This window comes from Mycobacterium pseudokansasii, assembly GCF_900566075.1.
In the GTDB taxonomy this organism is placed as follows: domain Bacteria; phylum Actinomycetota; class Actinomycetes; order Mycobacteriales; family Mycobacteriaceae; genus Mycobacterium; species Mycobacterium pseudokansasii.
On record NZ_UPHU01000001.1, the window covers coordinates 2,520,776 to 2,542,033 of the forward strand.

The following is a 21,258-nucleotide window of genomic DNA, read 5'->3' on the forward strand; positions in this document are numbered from 1 at the left end:
GGGTCGAACCAGCCTAACCCTGGTTCCCGGTGGCGAACCGCGCGTCGGTGTATCTGCGCAGGTTGGCCAGGAACCGGCGCAGCGCCAGGTTTAGCAGCGGCCGGAACACGAACATGCCCAGGACCGCCGGGCCGGCGGGCTTTTGCGCCATGGTCCAGGTGAGCCGGCAGCCATCGGGGATAACCTCGACCCGGTAATCCTCGGCAAATGCGGCGACCGCTTGGGTCGAGCATTCATTGAACCGAAATGCCATGCGGTGTACCGGTTCCCAGACCAGAAATTCCTCATTGGCCTCCATGCCCCCGTGCATGTCGACGGTGCGGGTGGTGCCGACGTGATAGGGCTGCGGACTGGTCCAGGTCACCTTCTTGATCGCCGATGCCCAGCGCGGCCAGGCGTCCGCGTCGGCGAGCACCTCGAACAATTGCTCGGGGGTGATGGCCAGGTCGACGCTGCTGCGGAACAGGTATGGCGCCTCACCGGAATCCGGGTCGAGAAAGGTCAACTCGACACGCTCGCAGGGAAACATGACTACAGACATTAAGCCGACATAAAGCCGTCCGGTTAACCCGCCGACTTCGCGTGCCGTGAAGTGGCGGACTTCGCTACCCGGCGACCAGGCGGGCCGCGAACACTCTTACAAGGCGTGACGTCCGGGTCGGAGCGCCAGCGCATCTCCAGCTCGATGAGATCTGCGAAATCTGCGGAGCCTTCCCCGCATTCAGATTGTGGAAACGCGTTGTGACACGTCGTCGGCGCCGGATGGCTGGGGTTGTGTTCAACGACCAAATTTCGGCGCCTTCGGCGGCTGTAACGCCGGCAATCGCCCAGCCTTGCGAAGGCCCGGGCCGCACCAGCTTTGAGAACAATCCCGCGCATATCCGGGAGATGGCCCCAGACAGCGTCGCCGGAGCATACCTTCTGCTGGCTGGTTATGCATGCCGATGACAGTCAGATCACGCGGATTGACGAAGGTGCCAGATGTCGTTTGTCATTGCGACGCCGGACATGGTAGCGCTGGCGGCAGCGGACCTCGCGGATATCGGCTCGGGGCTGACCGCGGCCAATGCCGCGGCCGCGGTCCCGACAAGCGGGTTGGTGGCCGCCGCTGCTGACGAGGTGTCGCAGGCAATTGCGGCGGTATTTTCCAGCTACGCCCAGCAGTACCAGGCGCTGAGCGCTCAGGTAGCCGCAGTGCAGGGCTAGTTCGTGCGGGCGCTGACAGATGCCGGGAACGCGTACGCGGCCGCTGAGGCAGCAAATGTTTCGCCGTTGCAGACCCTGGAGTAATTCCTGCTTGGCGCGATCAATGGCCCTACCATCGCGGGCCGCCCCTTGATCGGTAATGGCACCAACGGGGCCCCGGGAACAGGGGAACCCGGTGGGCCTGGTGGTTATCTGTTGGGCAACGGCGGCAACGGCGGCTCCGGTGCCCCCGGGCAGGCCGGGGGTGCCGGCGGGGCCGCCGGATTGCTCGGCAACGGCGGGGCTGGCGGCGTCGGAGGTACCGGCGCGTCGGGCGGCAGAGGCGGTACCGGAGGGTGGCTGTGGGGTAACGGCGGTGCTGGTGGGGCCGGCGGGACCGGCGGCGGCGCCGGTGGCTCAGGTGGTAACGCGCTGTTCTTAGGCTTTGGTGGCAACGGCGGCCCTGGCGGGGTCGCGAGCGGATCCGGTAACGGCGGGGCCGGGGGGGCCGGCGGCGGCGGTGCACTCATCGCCATCGGCGGGGCCGGCGGCGCCGGCGGCGCCGCAACCACGGGAACCGGCGGTGGCGGCGGTCTCACCTTGGCCGCGGACTTCCTTGGGTTTGGCCTGTTTCACGGTGGCGCCGGCGGGGATGGTGGAATCGCCACCGGGACCGGTGGCATCGGCGGGGCGGGTGGCAATGGCAGTAGCATCACCGCGCTCTGGGGCTTGTACAGCGGCGGCGCCGGCGGGGATGGTGGGGCCGCCACCGGAACCGGCGGCACCGGCGGAAATGGCGGCAACGGGGGCTTTGCGACGGGGGCTGGGATCGGGTGGGGCGGGGCCGGCGGACATGGCGGCGCGGCTCCCACCGGTACCGGCGGCGATGGCGGCGCCGGTGCCGACGGCGGCGGCATCATCGGCTCGGGTGGCAACGGCGGTGACGCGGGTAGCGGCGTCGGTGCTGCTAACGGCGGCAACGGCGGCAACGCCGGAATAGCGGCCAACGGCATGTTCGCCCCGTCCGTCTACGGCAATGGCGGCAACGGCGGCAACGGCGTCAACGGTGGAAGCGGCGGCAAAGGCGGCAGCGCCGGCTCGCTCGGCACACCGGGACGGAACGGATCGCCGTAGCTTGCCTAGCGGCGAATACTGCCACCTGCCCTAGTCGGGGATGTTGTCGGCGACAAACGCGAAGAAGCACGCCGAGTGGATCGAGGCGTGTGTCTCTTGAAACAAGACCTCGTGCGTTATCGCGGGTGTGCGGCCGCCCTCGTCGTGCCCGAGGACAGCACCGGCCGCGACGCCCATGGCGGCAATGGCGATCCCGGCGCCGACCGGCTTGAGTCCGATCTTGCGATCCGTCATGTGGAACTCCTGTTCGAGTTGCTGATGTCAGTGCTTGCCTTCGCCACCGTCGGCACGATGTCATTGAGCTTCGATGGTGCCCGAAACCCACCCGTCTGTACCAGCGTGCACTGCGATGCGACGATCGCTTGTTTGACTCGGACGATAAACGAAGCTTATTGCCCCAGGTCGTCAGGCTACGGCGATGCGCCTTCACGGTGGCCCACTGCCGAGCGGTCAGCCCGGGCCGTCGCTGGCCGCTGCCAACAGCGGCACCACGACGTCGCTGATCGGGGTCGCCAGGCCGTGGGCGCGGGCCTTGCGGACGATCACGCCGTTGCGCAGGTCCCATTCCAGGCGCCGACGAGCTTCCCGGTCGGCAAGGATCGAGGTGCCCATGTCCTCGGGGGCCGACCGGAACAGATTCACCATCTCCTCGACTGCGTCTTCGCCGAGCCGGGCACCCTCGGCGCGCGCCACCGTCAGGCATTCGGCGACGTAGCGGCGCGACAACGCAGCGACGTCGTCGCGGCGGAACATTCCGGACCGTCGCCCCGACAGTGCCATCAATCCGGCCAGCGCGTTGAGCACCAGCTTGCGCCACAGCACGGTGGTGAAATCGGGATCGCAGTCCACCCGGGCGCCCGCGCCGCGCAGCAGCTCGGCCAAGGCTTCCGCCGCCGGCCCGGTCGGCAGAACCAGTGCGGCCTCGCCGCGCAACCGCACCCAGCCCTCCGGCTGAGTTTCGGCGGAAAACCATACGCTGCCCGCGACGACGGTCGACGACGGGCAGTGCGGCTGCACCTGCTCGACCTGTTCCACCCCGTTCTGCAGGACGGCCACCACGGTGCGCTGGTCGCACAGCCGGGACAGCCAGCCGCGTGCGTCGGAGTTCTGCGTGGCTTTGACCGTCAGGATCACCACCTCGACCGGGCCGCCGATCTCGGCCGGGTCGGTGTGGACCGGACCGGGTACCACGATGGGGTCCGCGCCGTCGGGCCGCAGTTCGATACCTCCCCGGGGGGTGTGGCCGCACAGCAGCACCCGGTGGCCGGCCGCGTGCAGCAGCGCGGCCACCGTCGTGCCGACGGCGCCGGGGCCGATCACAGCGATGTTGGGTGCGATGAGCCAAAAGTACCGGGTTCATCGGGACTGCGGGCCGGACCTTAGACTGGGCAGTCATTCCGACCGCATGAAAGGGAGTCTTGTGCTGCGCAGCCACGGCGCTGGTTCACTACGGGATCGCGACGCCGGGCAGCGGGTGACGTTGGCCGGCTGGGTGGCTCGGCGCCGCGACCACGGCGGTGTCATCTTCATCGATCTGCGCGATGCCTCCGGCGTGGCGCAGGTCGTCTTCCGCGACCCCCACGTGCTGGCCCAGGCGCACCGGCTGCGCGCGGAATTCTGCGTGACGGTCTCCGGCGTCGTCGAGATCCGCCCGGAAGGCAACGCCAACCCCGAGATCGCCACCGGCGACGTCGAGGTCAACGCCACCGCCCTGACGGTACTCGGCGAATGCGCGCCGCTGCCGTTCCAGCTCGACGAGCCCGCGGGGGAGGAGCTGCGGTTGAAGTACCGCTACCTCGACCTGCGCCGCGACGGCCCGGCAGCGGCAATCCGGTTGCGCTCCAAGGTCAACGCCGCAGCCCGTGACGTGCTGGCGCGCCATGACTTCGTCGAGATCGAGACCCCGACGATCACCCGCTCCACCCCGGAAGGGGCGCGCGACTTCCTGGTGCCGGCCCGGTTGCACCCCGGCTCGTTCTACGCATTGCCGCAGAGCCCGCAGCTGTTCAAACAGTTGCTGATGGTGGCCGGGATGGAGCGCTACTACCAGATCGCCCGCTGCTACCGGGACGAGGACTTCCGCGCCGACCGCCAGCCCGAATTCACCCAGCTCGACATGGAGCTGAGTTTCGTTGATGCCGAAGACATCATCGCGATCTCCGAAGAGATCCTTACCGCGCTGTGGGAGTTGATCGGCTACCGGATTCCGACGCCTATCCCGCGGATCGGCTACGCCGAGGCCATGCGGCGCTTCGGCTCCGACAAACCCGACATGCGGTTCGGCTGCGAGCTCGTCGAATGCACGGAGTTCTTCACAGACACCACATTTCGCGTCTTCCAGGCGCCCTATGTCGGCGCCGTGGTGATGCCCGGCGGAGCGACGCAGCCACGGCGCACGCTGGACGGCTGGCAGGAGTGGGCCAAGCAGCGCGGACACCGCGGGCTGGCCTACGTCCTGGTCGGCGAGGACGGCGCCCTGGGCGGTCCGGTGGCCAAGAACCTCACCGATGCCGAACGCGATGGTCTGGCCGCACACGTCGGGGCCGCACCGGGTGACTGCATCTTCTTCTCGGCGGGTCCGGCGAAGCCGTCGCGGGCGTTGCTGGGGGCGGCGCGCAGCGAGATCGCGCATCGCCTCGGCCTCATCGATCCCGATGCCTGGGCGTTTGTCTGGGTGGTCGACCCGCCACTGTTCGAGCCCGCCGACGAGGCCACGGCCGCCGGTGACGTCGCGGTCGGCTCGGGGGCGTGGACGGCGGTGCACCACGCGTTCACCGGGCCCAAGCCGGAGTTCGAGGACCGCATCGAATCCGATCCGGGAAGCGTGCTGGCCGACGCCTACGACATCGTCTGCAACGGCCACGAGATCGGCGGCGGCTCGGTCCGTATCCACCGTCGCGACATTCAGGAGCGAGTGTTCGCGGTGATGGGTCTGGACAAGGCGGAGGCGGCAGAGAAGTTCGGTTTCCTGTTGGAGGCCTTTATGTTTGGCGCCCCGCCGCACGGCGGGATCGCGTTCGGCTGGGACCGGATCACGGCGCTGCTGGCCGGGGCGGACTCGATCCGTGAGGTGATCGCGTTCCCCAAGACCGGCGGCGGCGTCGACCCGCTGACCAACGCGCCCGCGCCGATCACCGCCCAGCAGCGCAAGGAGTCCGGAATCGACGCCAAGCCCAAACCGGTTGACCGGGCCTAGGAGACACGCCCTGGGAGGGTGCACGGCGCATCCCGTTCTGCGGTAAGTAAGCCTGATGAGGACTTCGCGGCTTGCCCTGGTGGCTGACGGCGGCCCAGCGGCAGTGCAGCGGCTGCGTGCCGTTGTGTGGCCGATCACCCAGACCTCGGTGGCCGCCGGCCTGGCCTGGTATCTGACCCATGACGTGCTGCACCACCGGCAGCCGTTCTTCGCACCGATCTCGGCCGTGGTGTGCATGTCGGCGACCAACGTTCTGCGGGCCCGACGCGCTGCGCAGATGATCATCGGGGTGGCTCTGGGGATCGTGCTGGGAGCCGGGGTACACGCGCTTCTGGGCACCGGACCGACCACCATGGCGGTGGCGGTCTTCGTCGCGCTTTGTGTCGCGGTGCTGAGCGGACGCGGCTTCATTGCCCAGGGCCTGATGTTCGTCAACCAGACCGCGGTGTCGTCGGTGCTGGTGCTGATATTCGCCGATACCGCCGGTGTAGTGGCCGAGCGTCTGTTCGACGCCGTCATCGGCGGCGGGTTGGCACTGGTGTTCGCCGTGCTGTTGTTTCCGCCCGAACCGGTGCAGATCCTGTGCGATGCCCGCGCCGATGTGTTGGCGGCATTGCGCGAGACGCTGGTCGAGGTGGCCGACGTGCTGGAAGATCCTTCCAGGGCCGCTTCGGACTGGCCGATGTCAGCCTTCGACCGGCTACATGACCAGCTCAGCAGGCTGGCCGAAGCTCGCACCACCGCGGTCGTGGCCAGCAGGGCTCCGCGCCGCTGGACTGCGCGCAACACCTTGCTCGGCATCGAACAACAGTCGGCGCGATTGGCGATGCTGGTCAGCGGCGTGCTGCAGCTATCTCGTGCGGTCACCCGGCTTCACCAGGGGCACGTCCCGCGTCCACTGCACATCGCCCTGACCGAGCTCGCCGCCGGCATGGCCGTTGCCGACGACCAACCCGCGGCGGCCAGCGCACACGCGACCGCGGCCAGAGACCGCGCATGGGAACTGGAAGCGGGGGCCCGCGACAAGAATCAGGTGGTGCTGGCCGACATCGTCTGCGCCTGCGCCGACGACTTACAGGAGCTGATCGACCTCCCCAGCCCGCGAACGTAAGGTCTGCCAGCTCCTTCGGGACGACGTGATGTGTTCGGCGATAGGGTGCCCGTGGTGCGGGATTCGTCCCGCGGCCGGGGTGGCGGCCGTGGGTTGGGCGTCGAGAAGTCAGGAGTGAGCTGTTGTCCCTGCCGTTTGATGGGCCTTCTGACGCGCGGTTCGACTCGCCGGCCGTCAAGCGTTATCGAGTCACGCACCGCACCGAATACCGCTACTCCGATGTGGTGACCAGCTCCTACGGCCGCGGATTTCTCACCCCGCGCAGCTCGCCGCGCCAGCGCTGTGTCGCACACCGGCTGACCATCGATCCCGCCCCCGCCGACAGCTCCACCAGCCGGGACACCTACGGCAATATCAGCTCCTATTTCCATGTCACCAAACCGCACCGGACCCTGACGATCACCGGCGATTCCATCGTCGACGTGGCGCCGCCGGCTTCCGGGCTCTATACCAGCGGTCCGGCGCTGCAGCCGTGGGAGGCCGCCCGGCCGGGTGCGCCGCGTGGTGCGCTAGCAGTCGACTTCGCGCTGGACTTGGACCCGCCGGAGATCACCGACGAGGTGCGAAAGTACGCGGCTACCAGCTTCGTGCCGGGCCGCCCGTTGGTCGAGGTACTGCGCGACCTGACGACGCGGATCTATACCGACTTCACCTACCGCTCCGGGTCGACCACCGTATCCACCAAGGTCGACGAGGTGCTGGCCGCCCGGGAAGGGGTATGCCAAGACTTTGCCAGGCTGGCGATCGCCTGTCTGCGAGCCAACGGGTTGGCGGCCTGTTATGTGTCCGGGTATCTGGCCACCGACCCGCCGCCGGGAAAGGACCGGATGATCGGCACCGACGCCACCCACGCCTGGGCATCGGTGTGGACCCCCCGACCGCCCGGCCAGTTCGAATGGCTGGGCCTGGATCCCACCAACGACCAACTCATCGACGAGCGTTACATCGTGGTCGGCCGTGGCCGTGATTACGCGGACGTCCCGCCGCTGCGCGGCATCATCTACACAAACTCCGAGCACAGCGTGATCGACGTCGGGGTGGACGTCGTGCCCTTCGGCGGTGACGCGTTCGATGCGTGACTTCCACTGTCCCAGCTGCGGCCAGCGCCTGAGCTTCGAGAACTCGGTATGCCTGTCCTGCGGCAGCGCGCTGGGCTTTTCTCTCGACCAGATGGCGCTGCTGGTGATCGCCGAGCGCGGCGCAACCGGGCACGCCGGAGCGGTGCCCGCCGACGAATATCAACTGTGCGCCAATCTTCATCTGGCCCAGTGCAATTGGCTGGTTTCGGTGAACCACCCCAATGGGCTGTGCGCGTCGTGCGCGCTGACGGTGGAGCGCCCCAACGACGCCGACACCGTGGGTCTGGCCGGGTTCGCCCGAGCCGAGGCGGCCAAACGGCGACTGATCGCCGAGCTGCACGAGCTGAAACTGCCGATCGTCGGACGCGACGAGGATCCGGACTACGGGCTGGCATTCCGGCTGTTGTCCAGTGCGCACGAGCAGGTGATCACCGGGCACGCCGACGGCGTCATCACCCTGGACCTCGCCGAGGGCGACGACGTCCACCGCGAACAGCTGCGGGTGGAGATGGATGAGCCGTACCGGACCCTGCTCGGCCACTTCCGTCACGAGATCGGGCACTACTACTTCTACCGGCTGATCGACCACTCCGGCGACCACCGGGCGCGCTTCACCGAGTTGTTCGGCAACCCGGATGCCGACTACCAGCAGGCGCTGGACCGGCATTACCGCGACGGCGCGCCACCGGGTTGGCAGGACAGCTACGTGTCGTCGTATGCGACCATGCATCCGGCCGAGGATTGGGCCGAGACGTTCGCACACTACCTGCATATCCGCGACACCCTGGACACCGCGGCGTGGTGTGGTTTCGCGCCGGCGTCGGCAACCTTCGACCGGCCGGCGTTGGGGCCCAGCGCTTTTCCCGCGATCATCGACATGTGGCTGCCGTTGTCGTGGTCGCTGAACATGGTGAACCGGTCGATGGGCCGCGACGACCTGTACCCCTTTGTGCTGCCGGCGGCGGTTTTGGCGAAGATGCAGTTCATCCACACGGTCATCGACCGGGTGGCCTGAGATCTGCGTGGCCGGGCCGGGTTAGGCCGGCATCGTGCGCCGTTCCTCGGGCCCCCACAGCGGCTGCATGCCCCCGGGCAGCGTCAACTGTGTCGCGGTGATCACGTCGGCGACGTCGCGCAGCGCGGCATGTATTGCGGTCAGCAGGTCGGCCAGCTCCATCCGGCGTCCGTCGACGACGTCCTCCAGCTCGGCAGGATCCGAGCGGCGCAATCGAGTGTTGATCTCGTCCACCATCCGCTCGGGACGCGACGACCCCGACGAGCCGGGAAGGTCCTTGAGGTCGGCCCGCAGCCGCTCCAGCTGATACACCAGCGAGCGCGGGTTCTGCGGGTCGAACAGCATCAGGTCGGTCACCGCGGCGACGCTGACCTTGCCCACGGTACGGCGCCGGTAGCTGACCGAGGACTCACAAGCCTCCAGCGTCGACTCGATGATGGTTTGTTCGGCGGCCACACCACGAACCGCGGTCAGCGTGTCCGCCAACAGTGCGGTCAGCCACAGGCCACGCTCGATCCGCTTGCCGATGTCCATCATCGTCCAGCCCGCGTCGCGCACCATCGACTCGGCGGCCACCCCGGCCAGCGTCAACATCCCGGCCAGGGTATGCGCCTGAGCCTCGGCGAGCAGGGCGTCGGCCTCGGCGAGTGACTGCGGCGGGTCCGACCGCAACGCGACGGCGCGCTCGACGCCGGCCAGCACCATCCAGGTGTCGTTGGACAGCTGGTCGCGCACCGCCCGGGCGCACAGGGCCAGCCCTTCCACCGACTGGACCAGGGAGCCGGACCGCTCCAGGTCCACGGTCATCGACCACAGCATCGAGGGGGCGACGGCGATCATCTCGGCGTGGTCGTGAGCGGCTCCGGTGTCGGTTCCGGTGACCTTACCGAGTGCGGCCATCAGCACCGGCACGCATTCGCTTTCCTCGGTGTGCTGCTGGTGACGGAAGACGTGGTAGCGCTCGCGGGCCACGATCAGCAACCGGGCCATGTTCTCGGCGCGTTCGCCGTAGCGTCCCATCCAGAACAGGTCCGACAGCACCCGCGGAGAACTGACCGCGCGGGTGCCCGCACCGGTCTTGAGCGCCGGCGGCAAGGTCGTCACCGTCACCGCCTCGGCAATCGCCCGCTCCGTGGGGCGCACCCAGACATCCTTTGCCGCAACGGATTTCAGTATATAGGCGGCCGGGCCTGGCGCCAGAACGTAGCCCAGCCCGCCGATCATCGGCGCATAGCCGCCGCGTTGGGCGACCGTGAACAACCGCATCCCGACGCCGGCCGAGGTCAACACCCCGGCGTGGTCGGTGGGCGCCGAGGGGAACGCCGGCAACTCCTGGCCGACCCACTGCCACGGCATCGCCTCGATCCGCGCCGCCAAATCCGACACCTGCCGAGACGAAAGTGTCGGCCCCGCAACAGTTTTCCTGCCGATAGTGGATCTGATTAGCAGTGACGACAGATTGGCCAGCAGATGCGAGCGTTCACTGACGATGCCGCCCCAGTAGACAGCAGCGGTCGGCAGCAGTGGTTCTTCGCCCAGTAGGCGCCGGGCCAGCTCGGGCAGAAACCGCAGCAGCCCAGGGCTTTCCAGGATGCCGCTGCCCAGTGTGTTGACCACGGTCACCGTTCCGCGGTGCTGGGCCTCCACCAAACCGACCACGCCGAGCCGGGAATCGGCGCGCAGATCCAGCGGGTCGGCGTAGTCTGCGTCGACGCGGCGCAACACCACGTCGACGCGTTTGAGCGTGCCCAGCGAGCGCATCCACAGTTTGCCGTCGCGCACCACCAGGTCCGCACTTTCCACCAGCGGGAAACCCAGCAGCGTCGCCAGATACGCCTGATCGAAGGCCGTCTCCGAATAGATGCCGGGGCTGAGCACCACCACCACCGGGTCCTGGGCGACGTCGGGAGCCGCGTCGATCAACGCCAGCCGCAGCGCTTGGGCAAACGGTGTGGTGGGTCGCGGCGCGATCCTTTCGTACAGGTCCGGGATCGCATGGGCGATCACCCGCCGATCGGCCAGCGCATAACCTGCCCCCGAGGGCGCCTGCGTCCAGTCGGCGTTGACCTGATAGCTGCCGTCAGGCATCCGGCTGAGGTCGCAGGCGTGCAGGAAAAGTTGGTGCCCCGGCACCGTGATCCCGTTGGCCGGGCGCACATAACCGGGGTGGGCGAATACCAACTCGGCGGGCAATACCCCCTCGGTGAGCAGGCTGCGGGCGCCGTAAAGGTCCGACAGCACGGCATCGAGCAGGCGTGACCGCTGCACCAGGCCGGCCTCCAGGACGGCCCAGTCTTCGGCTGACACCACCAGCGGCAGCGCGTCCAGTCGCCAGGGTCCGGGTTCCAGGCCGTGGGCGCTGTGCTCGTCGCGCGTGGAATCGGTCCCGGTGTAGCTGATGCCGTCGTGGTCGATCAGGCTGTGCACGACCGCGCGCAGCCGGTCGAGTCCCGCTCTACCGCGCTCGGCGACGGCGTCGGCCAGCTCCGTCCAGGCCGGTCGCACCTTGCCGTCGGCATCGACGAACTCGTCGTAACCGGTTCCCGGACCGTCACGCAGGTCGAAGAGAGCTTGCTGGGCTCGCGCGGTGCGGTAACCGTCCAGGAGGTGGTCGGCATCGGCCACTGCTCGACCCGTTCCCCACGTCACGTCGGCGGAGGCCATTGCTGCCGCAACATCAGGGACTGCCCTCGCCTACACAGCGTTCGCTGCGCCGAACCCGCTGGTTCCGGCTGGGCTTATGCGTACTGCTGCCCCGGTGGCGGTCCCGGTGGCGGTCCCGGCGGAAAAGCGCCGGGGGGCGCAGCCTGTTCGATTGCGACCACCTGGCCACCGGTCAGCTTGCGGTAGGTGTAGACCTGGACCAGCGCGGCGACCGGAACGCCGACGAGCATGCCGACGAAGCATGCGAGCTCACCGACCAGCACGGCCGCGTACTGCACCAGCCACGACAGCGCGCTGTTGCCGAGTTCGCCGCGAACGGTGGCGATGCTGGCCTTGATCGACTCGATCGGCGACAGTGATCTGTCGACGACGAACGCAATTGCGAATTGGGCGAAGAAGCCCAAGACCAGCGGCCCGATGATGGTGCACGACAGCACCATCGCCGCAATGACCAGCAGCAGCGAGGTGAGCACGACGGCGCCCACATTGCGCGGCTTGAAGAACGTTCCGATAGTGACCGGCTTGCCGTCGGCAATGTCGAGGCAGCCGGTGAGCAGGCCGGCATGCATGTAGGCCACCACGAAGAACACGGCGATGTAGCCGATGATCGTCACGATCCAGCCGAGCGCGGAAAATTCTGCGGACGTGGTGTGGTAGCTGTAGTCGTACTCCACGACGGTGGTGGTCGTGGTCTGTGACGTCGCAAAAGCAATCGCCAGCGGGATACCGATCACCGCGGCCATCGTCAGCCCGTAGATGACCAGCGGCACGACCAGCGCCGCGACGTTCTTGGTGAACTTGTTCCACGCCCAACTGATCGCTTCGCCCACGTTGAAGCCCGACTTCGGCTGTCCGCCGAAACCCGGCTGAGGCGGGTAGCCCGGCGCAGGAGCTCCCGGCGGGCCATAGCCGGGAGGCGGGGGCGGGGCGCTGTAGCCGGGAGCCGAGTAGCCGCCCGGCGGCGGCCCGTAACCGGGTGGCGGGGGAGGCGGTGCGCCATAACCGGGTGGAGGTGCGCCGTAACCGGGCGGGGGAGGCGGCGGCGCACCGTAACCCGGCGGCGGAGGCGTGGTCCCGTAACCCGGCGGCGGGGGAGGCGGCGGGTAGCCCGCGGTGCTGTGATCGGCGCCCTGGGGGTCGGCCGGAGTGCCTGGGTGTTCTGGCGGCTGGCTCATCGCTGTCCTAAGTGGCTGGTCGTTCGCTCTCGCCTGGTATGCGCGTGGAATTAGCAAACCGGAACTTAGCAAATGTGGGCCGGAGGCGCGCGGATTGGTGGTGCTCCTTTTTCGGGTGGCGACCCCGGCGCGTGCGACGCCTCGGCCCCCTCAGGGCTCGCGTGGTATGTCTGAAGCGTGTCCGACGGTCTGTTCGACCTGCCCGGCTCATCGAAGCCGCCCGGTCCCGGCCTCGACGTGTCAGCCGGAGCGCCGCTGGCGGTGCGGATGCGCCCGGCGTCGCTCGATGAAGTGGTCGGGCAGGACCACCTGCTGGCGGTGGGGTCGCCGCTGCGCCGGCTGGTCGAGGGGTCGGGCGCGGCGTCGGTGATCCTCTACGGTCCGCCCGGAAGCGGCAAGACGACGCTGGCAGCGCTGGTCTCACAGGCCACCGGACGCCGGTTTGAAGCCCTGTCGGCGTTGTCGGCCGGTGTCAAAGACGTCCGGGCCGTCATCGACGAGGCACGGCGGGGGCTTCTTGCCGGCCAGCAGACGGTGCTGTTCATCGACGAGGTGCACCGGTTTTCCAAGACCCAGCAGGACGCGCTGCTGTCGGCGGTCGAGAACCGGGTGGTGTTGTTGGTCGCCGCGACTACCGAGAATCCATCCTTCGCGGTGGTGGCCCCGCTGCTGTCGCGGTCGTTGATCCTGCAGCTGAGGACACTGACCCCCGAGGACATTCGGATCGTCGTGCGGCGCGCGATCGAGGATCCGCGCGGGTTCGGCGGGCGCGTCGCGGTGACGCCCGAGGCCGTCGAGCTGCTGGTGCAATTGGCCGCCGGGGATGCCCGCCGGGCGCTGACTGCGCTGGAGGTGGCTGCTGAAGTCGCCGAGCAGGTCACCGTCGAGGCGATCGAGCAATCCTTGGACCGGGCCGCGGTCCGCTACGACCGCGACGGTGACCAGCACTACGACGTCGTCAGTGCCTTCATCAAGTCGGTGCGTGGCTCCGACGTCGACGCCGCACTGCACTATCTGGCCCGCATGCTCGTCGCCGGTGAGGACCCCCGGTTCATCGCGCGGCGGCTGATGATTCTGGCCAGCGAGGACATCGGCATGGCCGACCCGACCGCGCTGCACACCGCGGTCGCCGCCGCCCAGACCGTGGCGCTGATCGGCATGCCGGAGGCCCAGCTGACGTTGGCCCACGCCACGATTCATCTGGCCACTGCGCCGAAGTCCAACGCGGTCACCACGGCCCTGGCCGCGGCGATGGCCGACATCAAGGCGGGCAAAGCCGGCCTGGTCCCGGCTCATCTGCGCGACGGGCACTACTCCGGTGCCGCCGCGCTGGGCAACGCGCAGGGTTACAAGTACTCCCACGACGACCCGGATGGTGTTGTGGCTCAACAGTATCCGCCGGACGACCTGGTGGGCGTGAACTACTATCGGCCCACCGGTCGCGGCGGAGAACGGGACATGGCCGGCCGGCTGGACCGGCTACGGGCGATCATCCGCAAGAAGCGGGGACGGGCGTGAGAACCTTCACCGACGACGAGATGCGGGAGCTGCTGCCCAACGCCAGGCCCTACAGCGTCGTCATCCTCAAGCAGGGACCGAAGTTCGGTGACGAGGCCGCACCGGCCATTGTCTGGGAGCATGGGCGCCGCAACTTCGGACTGCGCGACGACGGCGTGCTCGCGGTGGTCCTGCCGATCGCCGACGGGTCCGACGTCTGCGGCATCGGGGTGTTCGCGGCGACGGTTGACGACACCACGGTGATCATGAATGAAGACCCGGGTGTTGCCGCGGGAATGTTCACTTACGAGGTGCACCCTTGCCGAGGGTTTCCGGGCGACGCCCTGCCCTGTCGGCGCGGCTGTGGCCTCCGCGAGCGCGGTGCTGATCAGTCGCGGTCGTACCCAACGGTTTACCGGCGTCACGGTTTACCGGCGTCGAGTATGCGTAGCGGGCGTCGAGTGTGCGCCCAGGGTTTCCAGTGGGTAGCCACGGCGGCCGGTGGGCCGTTTGTTCGCCACGGGTACACGCTCGACGCCGTGAGTGCACGGTCGACGCCGTGAGTGCACGCTCGACGCCGTGAGTGCACGGTCGACGCCGTGAGTGCACGCTCGACGCCGTCAGTGCACGGTCGACGCCGAGCGCCGCGATCTTCGGCGGTTAGACCAGCTCAGGCACACGCAAGTGTGCGATCGCCAGCTCGAACTCGGCCACGTCGAGCACCTCGGCGCCCAATTCGCGTACCCGCCTGCTGCGCAACTCGGTTGCCTGGTCGCGGTTACGGGCCATTGCATCCAGGGTGTCGAACGTGGTGCATGACACCGCGCGCCGGCATGCGGGATGGTCAACCATCAGGCTGGCGCTGCAGAACCCGTCCAGGCCCTCCATTTCGGGCAACACATGCATGCCGTAGAAGTCCAGCGATCGCTCGATCTGATCCGGTACCACCTTGAGCCAGGTGGCCCGCACGCATGCCCCGGGATGCGAGCGGTGGTCGCGGTGCAGCATGGCGATATTCCATTCCTCGACCCGCGCGTTGCCGGAGAACATCATCGCGGCCCGATCCCGGACGGGTGCGACCCGCTCGGCGCTGGCGCGCATTGCCTCCAGGGTCTCCCAGGCGCTGGTGGCGATGCATGTGCCGGTCTGCCGGTCTACCAGTAGCGACAGCCCGACATATCCGTTGATCGCCTGCAGAGCAGGCATCACGACATCGCGAACGTGCGCGATTCCAATGTCGACCGACAAGGGTTGTGCCTGGATGGTGGTTGAGCGTGCGTACACGATCGGCCCCTCCTATGTCGGGGCGGCGCCCCGGTGGCGCCACCGGTCTCACCGAATACCTTCCTCCTACCGAACAGCCGTGGCAACAAATTCTTGGGCCGCTCCTGGATCGGCACTTGGATCGTCGGGCGGCGAAATCCGTCCCGGTAGGCTAGGCGAGTGGATACCGATGTGCTCGACGTTGACACCGCGCGTCGCCGCATTGTCGATCTCACCGACGCGGTGCGCGGCTTCTGCGCATCCCACGGTGACGGTCTGTGTAACGTGTTCGTCCCGCATGCGACGGCCGGGGTCGCGATCATCGAGACCGGCGCCGGCTCTGACCATGACCTGGTCGACACCCTGGAAAGACTGCTGCCGCGCGACGACCGTTATCGGCACGCGCATGGCTCTCCCGGACACGGCGCCGACCACGTGCTCCCGGCCCTGGTCGCCCCGTCGGTGACGGTGCCGGTCTCGGGCGGCGAGCCGCTGCTGGGCACCTGGCAAAGCGTCGTTCTGGTCGACTTGAACCGGGACAATCCGCGGCGCTCGGTGCGTTTGAGTTTCGTGGAAGGCTAAGCCGGGCACAATGCGTTCTTTGGAAAGCCGTCTAATAGACCGGCGAATAGGCTGGTATTGAAACTGACCGAGGAAACTTAGGGAAGCGACCACAGTGCAGACACACGAGATCAGGAAACGATTCCTCGATCATTTCGTGAAGGCCGGCCACACCGAGGTGCCAAGCGCATCGGTGATCCTCGACGACCCCAACCTGTTGTTCGTCAACGCCGGCATGGTCCAATTCGTGCCCTACTTCCTGGGACAGCGCACACCGCCGTACGCGACAGCAACCAGCATCCAGAAGTGCATCCGCACGCCCGACATCGACGAGGTGGGCATCACCACCCGGCACAACACCTTCTTCCAGATGGCCGGCAATTTCTCGTTCGGCGACTACTTCAAGCGCGGGGCAATCGAACTGGCCTGGTCGCTGCTGACCAACGGCGTCGCCGCCGGCGGGTACGGGCTGGACCCCGAAAGACTTTGGGCCACAGTCTATCTCGATGACGACGAGGCCGCCGGCCTGTGGCAGGAAGTCGCCGGTCTGCCGCCCGAGCGGATCCAGCGCCGCGGCATGGCCGACAACTACTGGTCCATGGGCATTCCCGGGCCGTGCGGGCCGTCGTCGGAGATCTACTACGACCGTGGCCCCGACTACGGCCCCGAAGGCGGGCCCGTCGTCAACGAAGACCGTTACCTCGAGGTGTGGAACCTCGTCTTCATGCAGAACGAGCGCGGCGAGGGTACCACCAAAGAGGACTACGAGATCCTGGGCCCGCTGCCCCGCAAGAACATCGACACCGGCATGGGGGTCGAGCGGGTCGCGCTGGTTCTGCAAGACGTGCACAACGTCTACGAGACCGACCTCCTGCGACCGGTCATCGACTTGGTAGCCGCCCGGGCGCCGCGCCCCTACGACGCCGGAAACCACGCCGACGACGTGCGGTACCGCATCATCGCCGACCACAGCCGCACCGCAGCGATCCTGATCGGCGACGGCGTCAGCCCCGGCAACGACGGCCGCGGCTACGTGTTGCGCCGGCTGCTGCGCCGCGTCATCCGGTCGGCCAAGCTGCTGAACATCGACACCCCGATCGTCGGCGACCTGATGGCCACCGTGCGCGACGCGATGGGTCCGTCGTATCCCGAGTTGGTCAGCGACTTCGACCGGATCAACCGCATCGCCGTCGCCGAGGAGACGGCGTTCAATCGCACGCTGGCGTCGGGTTCCAGGCTTTTCGACGAGGTCGCCGGCAGCACCAAAGCCAAGGGCGCCACGGTGGTTTCCGGTTCGGACGCCTTCACTTTGCACGACACCTACGGCTTCCCGATCGAGCTCACCCTGGAGATGGCAGCCGAATCCGGGCTGACGGTCGACGAGAGCGGCTTCCGCGAGTTGATGGCAGAGCAGCGCCGCCGAGCCAAGGCCGACGCCGCCGCGCGCAAACACGCGCACACCGACCTCACCGCCTATCGGGAAATGGTCGACGCCGGACCCACCGAATTCACCGGGTTCGACGAACTCGCCTCGGAAGCACGAATCCTGGGTATCTTCGTCGACGGCAAGCGGGTGCCTGTGGTGGCTCACGGCGACGCTGTGGACGCAGATCGGGTGGAATTGGTCTTGGACCGCACCCCCCTGTACGCCGAGTCGGGCGGACAGATCGCCGACGAGGGAACCATCAGCGGAACCGGATCGGGCGGCAGCGCCCGAGCGGCGGTCACCGACGTGCAGAAGATCGCCAAAACCCTTTGGGTGCACCGGATCAACGTCGAGTCCGGAGAATTCGTCGAGGGCGACACCGTTATCGCCGCGGTGGACCCGGGCTGGCGCAGAGGCGCCACGCAAGGTCACTCGGGGACCCACATGGTGCACGCTGCGTTGCGGCAAGTGCTGGGGCCCAACGCGGTTCAGGCCGGCTCGCTGAACCGACCGGGCTACTTGCGGTTCGATTTCAACTGGCAGGGGCCGCTCACCGAAGACCAGCGGACCCAAATTGAAGAGGTGACCAACGAAGCGGTGCAGGCCGATTTCGAAGTGCACACCTTCACCGAGCAGCTCGAAAAAGCCAAGGCGATGGGTGCGATGGCGCTCTTCGGCGAAAGCTACCCCGACGAAGTCCGGGTCGTCGAAATCGGTGGGCCGTTCTCGCTGGAGCTGTGCGGAGGCACCCACGTCGACAGCTCGGCGCAGATCGGGCCGGTGACCATCTTGGGCGAATCGTCGATCGGGTCCGGGGTGCGCCGGGTGGAGGCCTACGTCGGGCTGGACTCCTTCCGTCACCTGGCCAAGGAGCGCGCCCTGATGGCGGGGCTCGCTTCGTCGCTGAAGGTGCCCTCCGACGAAGTCCCCGCGCGGGTGGCCACCCTGGTGGATCGGCTCAAGGCCGCCGAGAAGGAGCTGGAACGCGTCCGGCTGGCGAATGCGCGGGCAGCTGCGGTCAACGCCGCCGCCGGAGCCGAACGCATCGGTGTCGTCCGGGTGGTGGCACAGCGCATGTCGGGCGGCATAACATCGGCCGATTTGCGTTCCCTGGTAGGCGATATCCGCGGCCGGCTGGGTAGCGATCCGGCGGTGATCGCGCTGGTCGCCGAAGGCGCAAACGACAGCGTGCCCTATGCCGTCGCCGCCAATCCGGCCGCCCAAGACCTGGGGATCCGCGCCAACGAGCTGATCAAACAGCTGGCCGTGGCCGTCGACGGCCGCGGCGGCGGCAAGGCCGACCTGGCGCAGGGTTCCGGAAAGAAACCGGCCGGCATCGACGCCGCGCTCGACGCGGTCCGCTCCGAGATCGCCGCGATAGCGCGGGTCGGTTGAGTGAGCGCCCCACTTCAACGCCAGCCCGACCGGCCCGGCGACTCAGACCCCGGACCGGGACGACGCCTCGGTATTGATGTGGGGAGTGTGCGGATCGGCGTGGCCTGCAGCGACCCCGACGGCATCTTGGCCACTCCCGTGGAAACAGTGCGCCGCGACCGCTCCGGCAAGCACCTGCGCCGGCTGGTTGCGCTGGCCGTCGAACTGCAGGCCGTCGAGGTGGTGGTCGGACTGCCGCGCACGCTGGCCGACCGCATCGGCCCCGCGGCCAAGGACGCGATCGACCTGGCCGATGCGCTGGCGCAGCGCATTGCCCCGACACCGGTGAGGCTTGCCGACGAGCGGCTGACCACCGTCAGCGCGCAGCGATCACTGCGACAGGCGGGCATCCGGGCCAAAGACCAACGTGCGGTGATCGACCAGGCCGCTGCGGTGGCCATCCTGCAGGCGTGGCTGGATCAGCGCCGCAGTACAGCGCCCGCACCGGCAACCGGGAACGTGGCCGATGGCTGAGGACGTCGACCGTCAGCGGGCCGAGCCGGTGGCGGTCGGGCCGCACCGGCACCGGATGAGCAGAGTCGACCGGCGCAAGCGCAGCCACAGCCGCAGAAGACGGCGGCGCATCCTGGGCGGATTGGCGTTCACCCTGCTGGTCGCGGTCGTGGTGACGGCCGTTGTGTTCGGCGGCAAGCTCTGGCACCTGATGCTGGGCGCCGGTAACGACTACACCGGACCCGGCAGGCACGACCTCGTGATTCAGATCGAGGCGGGTGACTCGACCACGGCGGTCGGGGAGACGCTGTACAAGCACGGCGTGGTGAAAACGGTTCGGGCCTTCGTCGACGCCGCGCACGGCAACGAGGCTATTTCGTCGATTCAGCCCGGCTACTACCGGATGCGCACCGAGATCCCGGCAGCCAACGCGGTCGCCCGGCTGGCCGACCCGAAGAGCAGGGTGGGCAGGCTGGTCATCCCGGAAGGACGTCAGCTCGACGACACCACAGACATGAAGACCAACGTGGTGACGCCCGGAATCCTCACGTTGATCTCGCGGGCGACGTGTGTGGACCTTGACGGGAACAAGCACTGTGTAGCGGTGGCCGACCTGCGCGCCGCGGCAAGCAAGAACACCCCGGCGATGCTCTCGGTGCCGGCGTGGGCGGTTGAGCCGGTGATCGAGCTCGGCGATGACCATCGCCGCATCGAGGGGCTCATCGCGCCGGGCACCTTCAATATCGATCCGTCGGCCTCGGCGGGCGCCATCCTGTCGTCGCTGATCAGCGCGGGCGCCGTGGAATACGCCAAGGCGGGTTTGGTGGACACCGCCACGTCGCTGGGCCTGTCACCCTACGACATCCTGGTGGTGGCGTCGCTGGTGCAGCAGGAATCCAGCGTCCAGGATTTCCCGAAGGTAGCGCAGGTCATCTACAACCGCCTGCACGAACACCGCACGCTGGAGTTCGACTCCACCGTGAACTACTCGCTGGATCGCCGGGAAGTGGCCACCAGCGACGCCGACCGCGCGCTGCGCACACCGTGGAACACCTACATGGCCGAGGGGCTGCCGGCGACCGCGATCTGCTCGCCCGGGGTGGACGCGCTGCACGCGGCCGAACATCCGGCGCCCGGGGACTGGCTGTATTTCGTCACCATCGACTCTCAGGGCACGACGCTGTTCACCCGGGATTATCAGCAGCATCTGGCCAACATCGAGCTGGCTAAACACAACGGTGTCCTCGACAGCACCCGCTAGAAAAGCCGGGGTCCTGGGCTCCCCGATCGCCCACTCCCGGTCCCCGCAGCTGCACCTGGCCGCCTACCGCGCGCTGGGCCTGCACGACTGGACCTATGAGCGCATCGAGTGCACCGCCGAACAACTGCCGGCCGTGGTCGGCGGCTTCGGGCCGGAGTGGGTCGGCGTATCGGTGACCATGCCGGGCAAGTTCGCCGCCCTGCGGTTCGCCGACGAGCGAACCGCCCGGGCCGAGCAGGTTGGTTCGGCCAACACGCTGGTGCGCACCCCCCGCGGCTGGCGCGCCGACAACACCGACATCGACGGGGTGACCGGCGCTCTCGGTGCGGCATCGGGAGACGCGGTGGTGCTGGGGTCCGGCGGCACCGCGCCGGCCGCGGTCGTCGGGCTGGCCCAACTCGGCATCACCGGCATCACCGTGGTGGCACGCAATCCCGGGAAGGCGGCCCGTTTGGTCGACCTGGGAACGCGGGCCGGCGTGACGAGCCGGTTCTGCGCCCTCGACGACGCCGGCTTGGCCGACGCGGTCGCCGCCGCGACGGTGCTGGTCAGCACGCTGCCGGCGGACGTGGCGGCGCGCTACGCCCCGGCGTTTGCCGGTGTCCCGGTGTTGCTGGACGCGATCTATCACCCGTGGCCCACACCGCTGGCCGCTGCGGTGACGGACGCCGGCGGCCGGGCGATCAGTGGACTGCAGATGCTGCTGCATCAGGCGTTCACTCAGGTGGAGCAATTCACCGGGATGCCCGCGCCCCGTGAGGCGATGACTTGCGCAATGGCGGAGCTGGATTAGCGTGGCCCGAC

Annotated in this window: 16 protein-coding genes and 2 pseudogenes; 12 read left to right on the forward strand and 6 right to left on the reverse strand. The window is 68.2% G+C overall.

The window, feature by feature from the left end; translation table 11 throughout:
• Positions 1-13 precede the first annotated feature (13 nt).
• Entirely contained in the window at positions 14-529 is a 516-nt protein-coding gene (locus EET10_RS11600; RefSeq protein ID WP_036401257.1) for an SRPBCC family protein, read from the reverse strand.
• Between the two features lie 452 nt (positions 530-981).
• Here EET10_RS11600 and EET10_RS29600 point away from each other — a divergent pair.
• A pseudogene (locus EET10_RS29600) lies at positions 982-2,319 on the forward strand (PE family protein).
• A gap of 30 nt (positions 2,320-2,349) precedes the next feature.
• Here the strand turns inward: EET10_RS29600 and EET10_RS11620 are convergent.
• Positions 2,350-2,553: a hypothetical protein gene (locus EET10_RS11620; RefSeq protein WP_036401253.1), complete on the reverse strand. Its 204-nt coding sequence runs from the start codon at positions 2,551-2,553 to the stop codon at positions 2,350-2,352.
• Between the two features lie 216 nt (positions 2,554-2,769).
• Positions 2,770-3,657 carry an oxidoreductase gene (locus EET10_RS11625; protein WP_218028505.1) on the reverse strand — a complete coding sequence of 296 codons (888 nt, stop codon included), beginning with the start codon at positions 3,655-3,657 and terminating at the stop codon, positions 2,770-2,772.
• A gap of 67 nt (positions 3,658-3,724) precedes the next feature.
• Here EET10_RS11625 and aspS point away from each other — a divergent pair, with 67 nt between their 5' ends.
• The 4 genes from aspS to EET10_RS11645 all read left to right on the forward strand — a co-directional run bounded on the left by aspS (position 3,725) and on the right by EET10_RS11645 (position 8,720).
• Positions 3,725-5,515 (forward strand): aspartate--tRNA ligase, encoded by a 1,791-nt coding sequence (gene aspS, locus EET10_RS11630; RefSeq protein ID WP_099188279.1) that lies wholly within the window; start codon positions 3,725-3,727, stop codon positions 5,513-5,515.
• A 55-nt stretch (positions 5,516-5,570) separates the two neighbouring features.
• Complete coding sequence (locus tag EET10_RS11635; protein WP_036401251.1) at positions 5,571-6,626, forward strand: FUSC family protein; 1,056 nt, start codon at positions 5,571-5,573, stop codon at positions 6,624-6,626.
• Between the two features lie 119 nt (positions 6,627-6,745).
• Positions 6,746-7,705 (forward strand): transglutaminase family protein, encoded by a 960-nt coding sequence (locus tag EET10_RS11640; protein WP_167480258.1) that lies wholly within the window; start codon positions 6,746-6,748, stop codon positions 7,703-7,705.
• Positions 7,698-8,720 carry a zinc-binding metallopeptidase family protein gene (locus tag EET10_RS11645; protein ID WP_036401479.1) on the forward strand — a complete coding sequence of 341 codons (1,023 nt, stop codon included), beginning with the start codon at positions 7,698-7,700 and terminating at the stop codon, positions 8,718-8,720. The genes EET10_RS11640 and EET10_RS11645 overlap by 8 nt, the downstream gene beginning before the upstream one ends.
• A 21-nt stretch (positions 8,721-8,741) precedes the next feature.
• Here EET10_RS11645 and EET10_RS11650 read toward each other — a convergent pair whose 3' ends face one another.
• Both EET10_RS11650 and EET10_RS11655 read right to left on the reverse strand, forming a co-directional pair.
• Positions 8,742-11,384 carry a circularly permuted type 2 ATP-grasp protein gene (locus EET10_RS11650; RefSeq protein WP_036401247.1) on the reverse strand — a complete coding sequence of 881 codons (2,643 nt, stop codon included), beginning with the start codon at positions 11,382-11,384 and terminating at the stop codon, positions 8,742-8,744.
• 74 nt (positions 11,385-11,458) lie between these two features.
• On the reverse strand, positions 11,459-12,559 hold the full coding sequence (locus tag EET10_RS11655; protein ID WP_063468272.1) for a hypothetical protein: 1,101 nt from the start codon (positions 12,557-12,559) through the stop codon (positions 11,459-11,461).
• 177 nt (positions 12,560-12,736) lie between these two features.
• On the opposite strand from EET10_RS11655, the gene EET10_RS11660 reads away from it, so the two are divergent.
• Complete coding sequence (locus tag EET10_RS11660) at positions 12,737-14,077, forward strand: replication-associated recombination protein A (RefSeq protein WP_036401243.1); 1,341 nt, start codon at positions 12,737-12,739, stop codon at positions 14,075-14,077.
• A pseudogene (locus tag EET10_RS11665) lies at positions 14,074-14,406 on the forward strand (hypothetical protein); the annotation flags it as partial. The gene EET10_RS11660 and the pseudogene EET10_RS11665, both read left to right, overlap by 4 nt.
• A 310-nt stretch (positions 14,407-14,716) precedes the next feature.
• On the opposite strand, the gene EET10_RS11670 reads toward EET10_RS11665, so the two are convergent.
• Entirely contained in the window at positions 14,717-15,340 is a 624-nt protein-coding gene (locus EET10_RS11670) for a hypothetical protein (RefSeq protein WP_036401241.1), read from the reverse strand.
• 171 nt (positions 15,341-15,511) lie between these two features.
• Here EET10_RS11670 and EET10_RS11675 point away from each other — a divergent pair, with 171 nt between their 5' ends.
• The 5 genes from EET10_RS11675 (at position 15,512) to EET10_RS11695 (ending at position 21,247) form a co-directional block, all read left to right on the forward strand.
• Positions 15,512-15,901, forward strand: coding sequence for a secondary thiamine-phosphate synthase enzyme YjbQ (locus EET10_RS11675; protein WP_099185116.1), 390 nt, complete (start codon positions 15,512-15,514; stop codon positions 15,899-15,901).
• Positions 15,902-15,995: 94 nt separating this feature from the next.
• Entirely contained in the window at positions 15,996-18,701 is a 2,706-nt protein-coding gene (gene alaS / locus EET10_RS11680) for an alanine--tRNA ligase (protein ID WP_099188281.1), read from the forward strand.
• Positions 18,702-19,214 (forward strand): Holliday junction resolvase RuvX, encoded by a 513-nt coding sequence (gene ruvX, locus EET10_RS11685; protein ID WP_036401236.1) that lies wholly within the window; start codon positions 18,702-18,704, stop codon positions 19,212-19,214. It abuts the gene before it with no gap.
• The gene (gene mltG / locus EET10_RS11690) at positions 19,207-20,454 is read left to right on the forward strand and encodes an endolytic transglycosylase MltG (protein ID WP_036401234.1); all 1,248 of its coding nucleotides are present in this window, start codon (positions 19,207-19,209) and stop codon (positions 20,452-20,454) included. Before ruvX ends, mltG begins: the two co-directional genes overlap by 8 nt.
• A complete protein-coding gene (locus EET10_RS11695) occupies positions 20,432-21,247 on the forward strand; it encodes a shikimate dehydrogenase (protein ID WP_081260777.1) in 816 nt (271 codons plus the stop codon). Before mltG ends, EET10_RS11695 begins: the two co-directional genes overlap by 23 nt.
• Positions 21,248-21,258 lie beyond the last annotated feature (11 nt).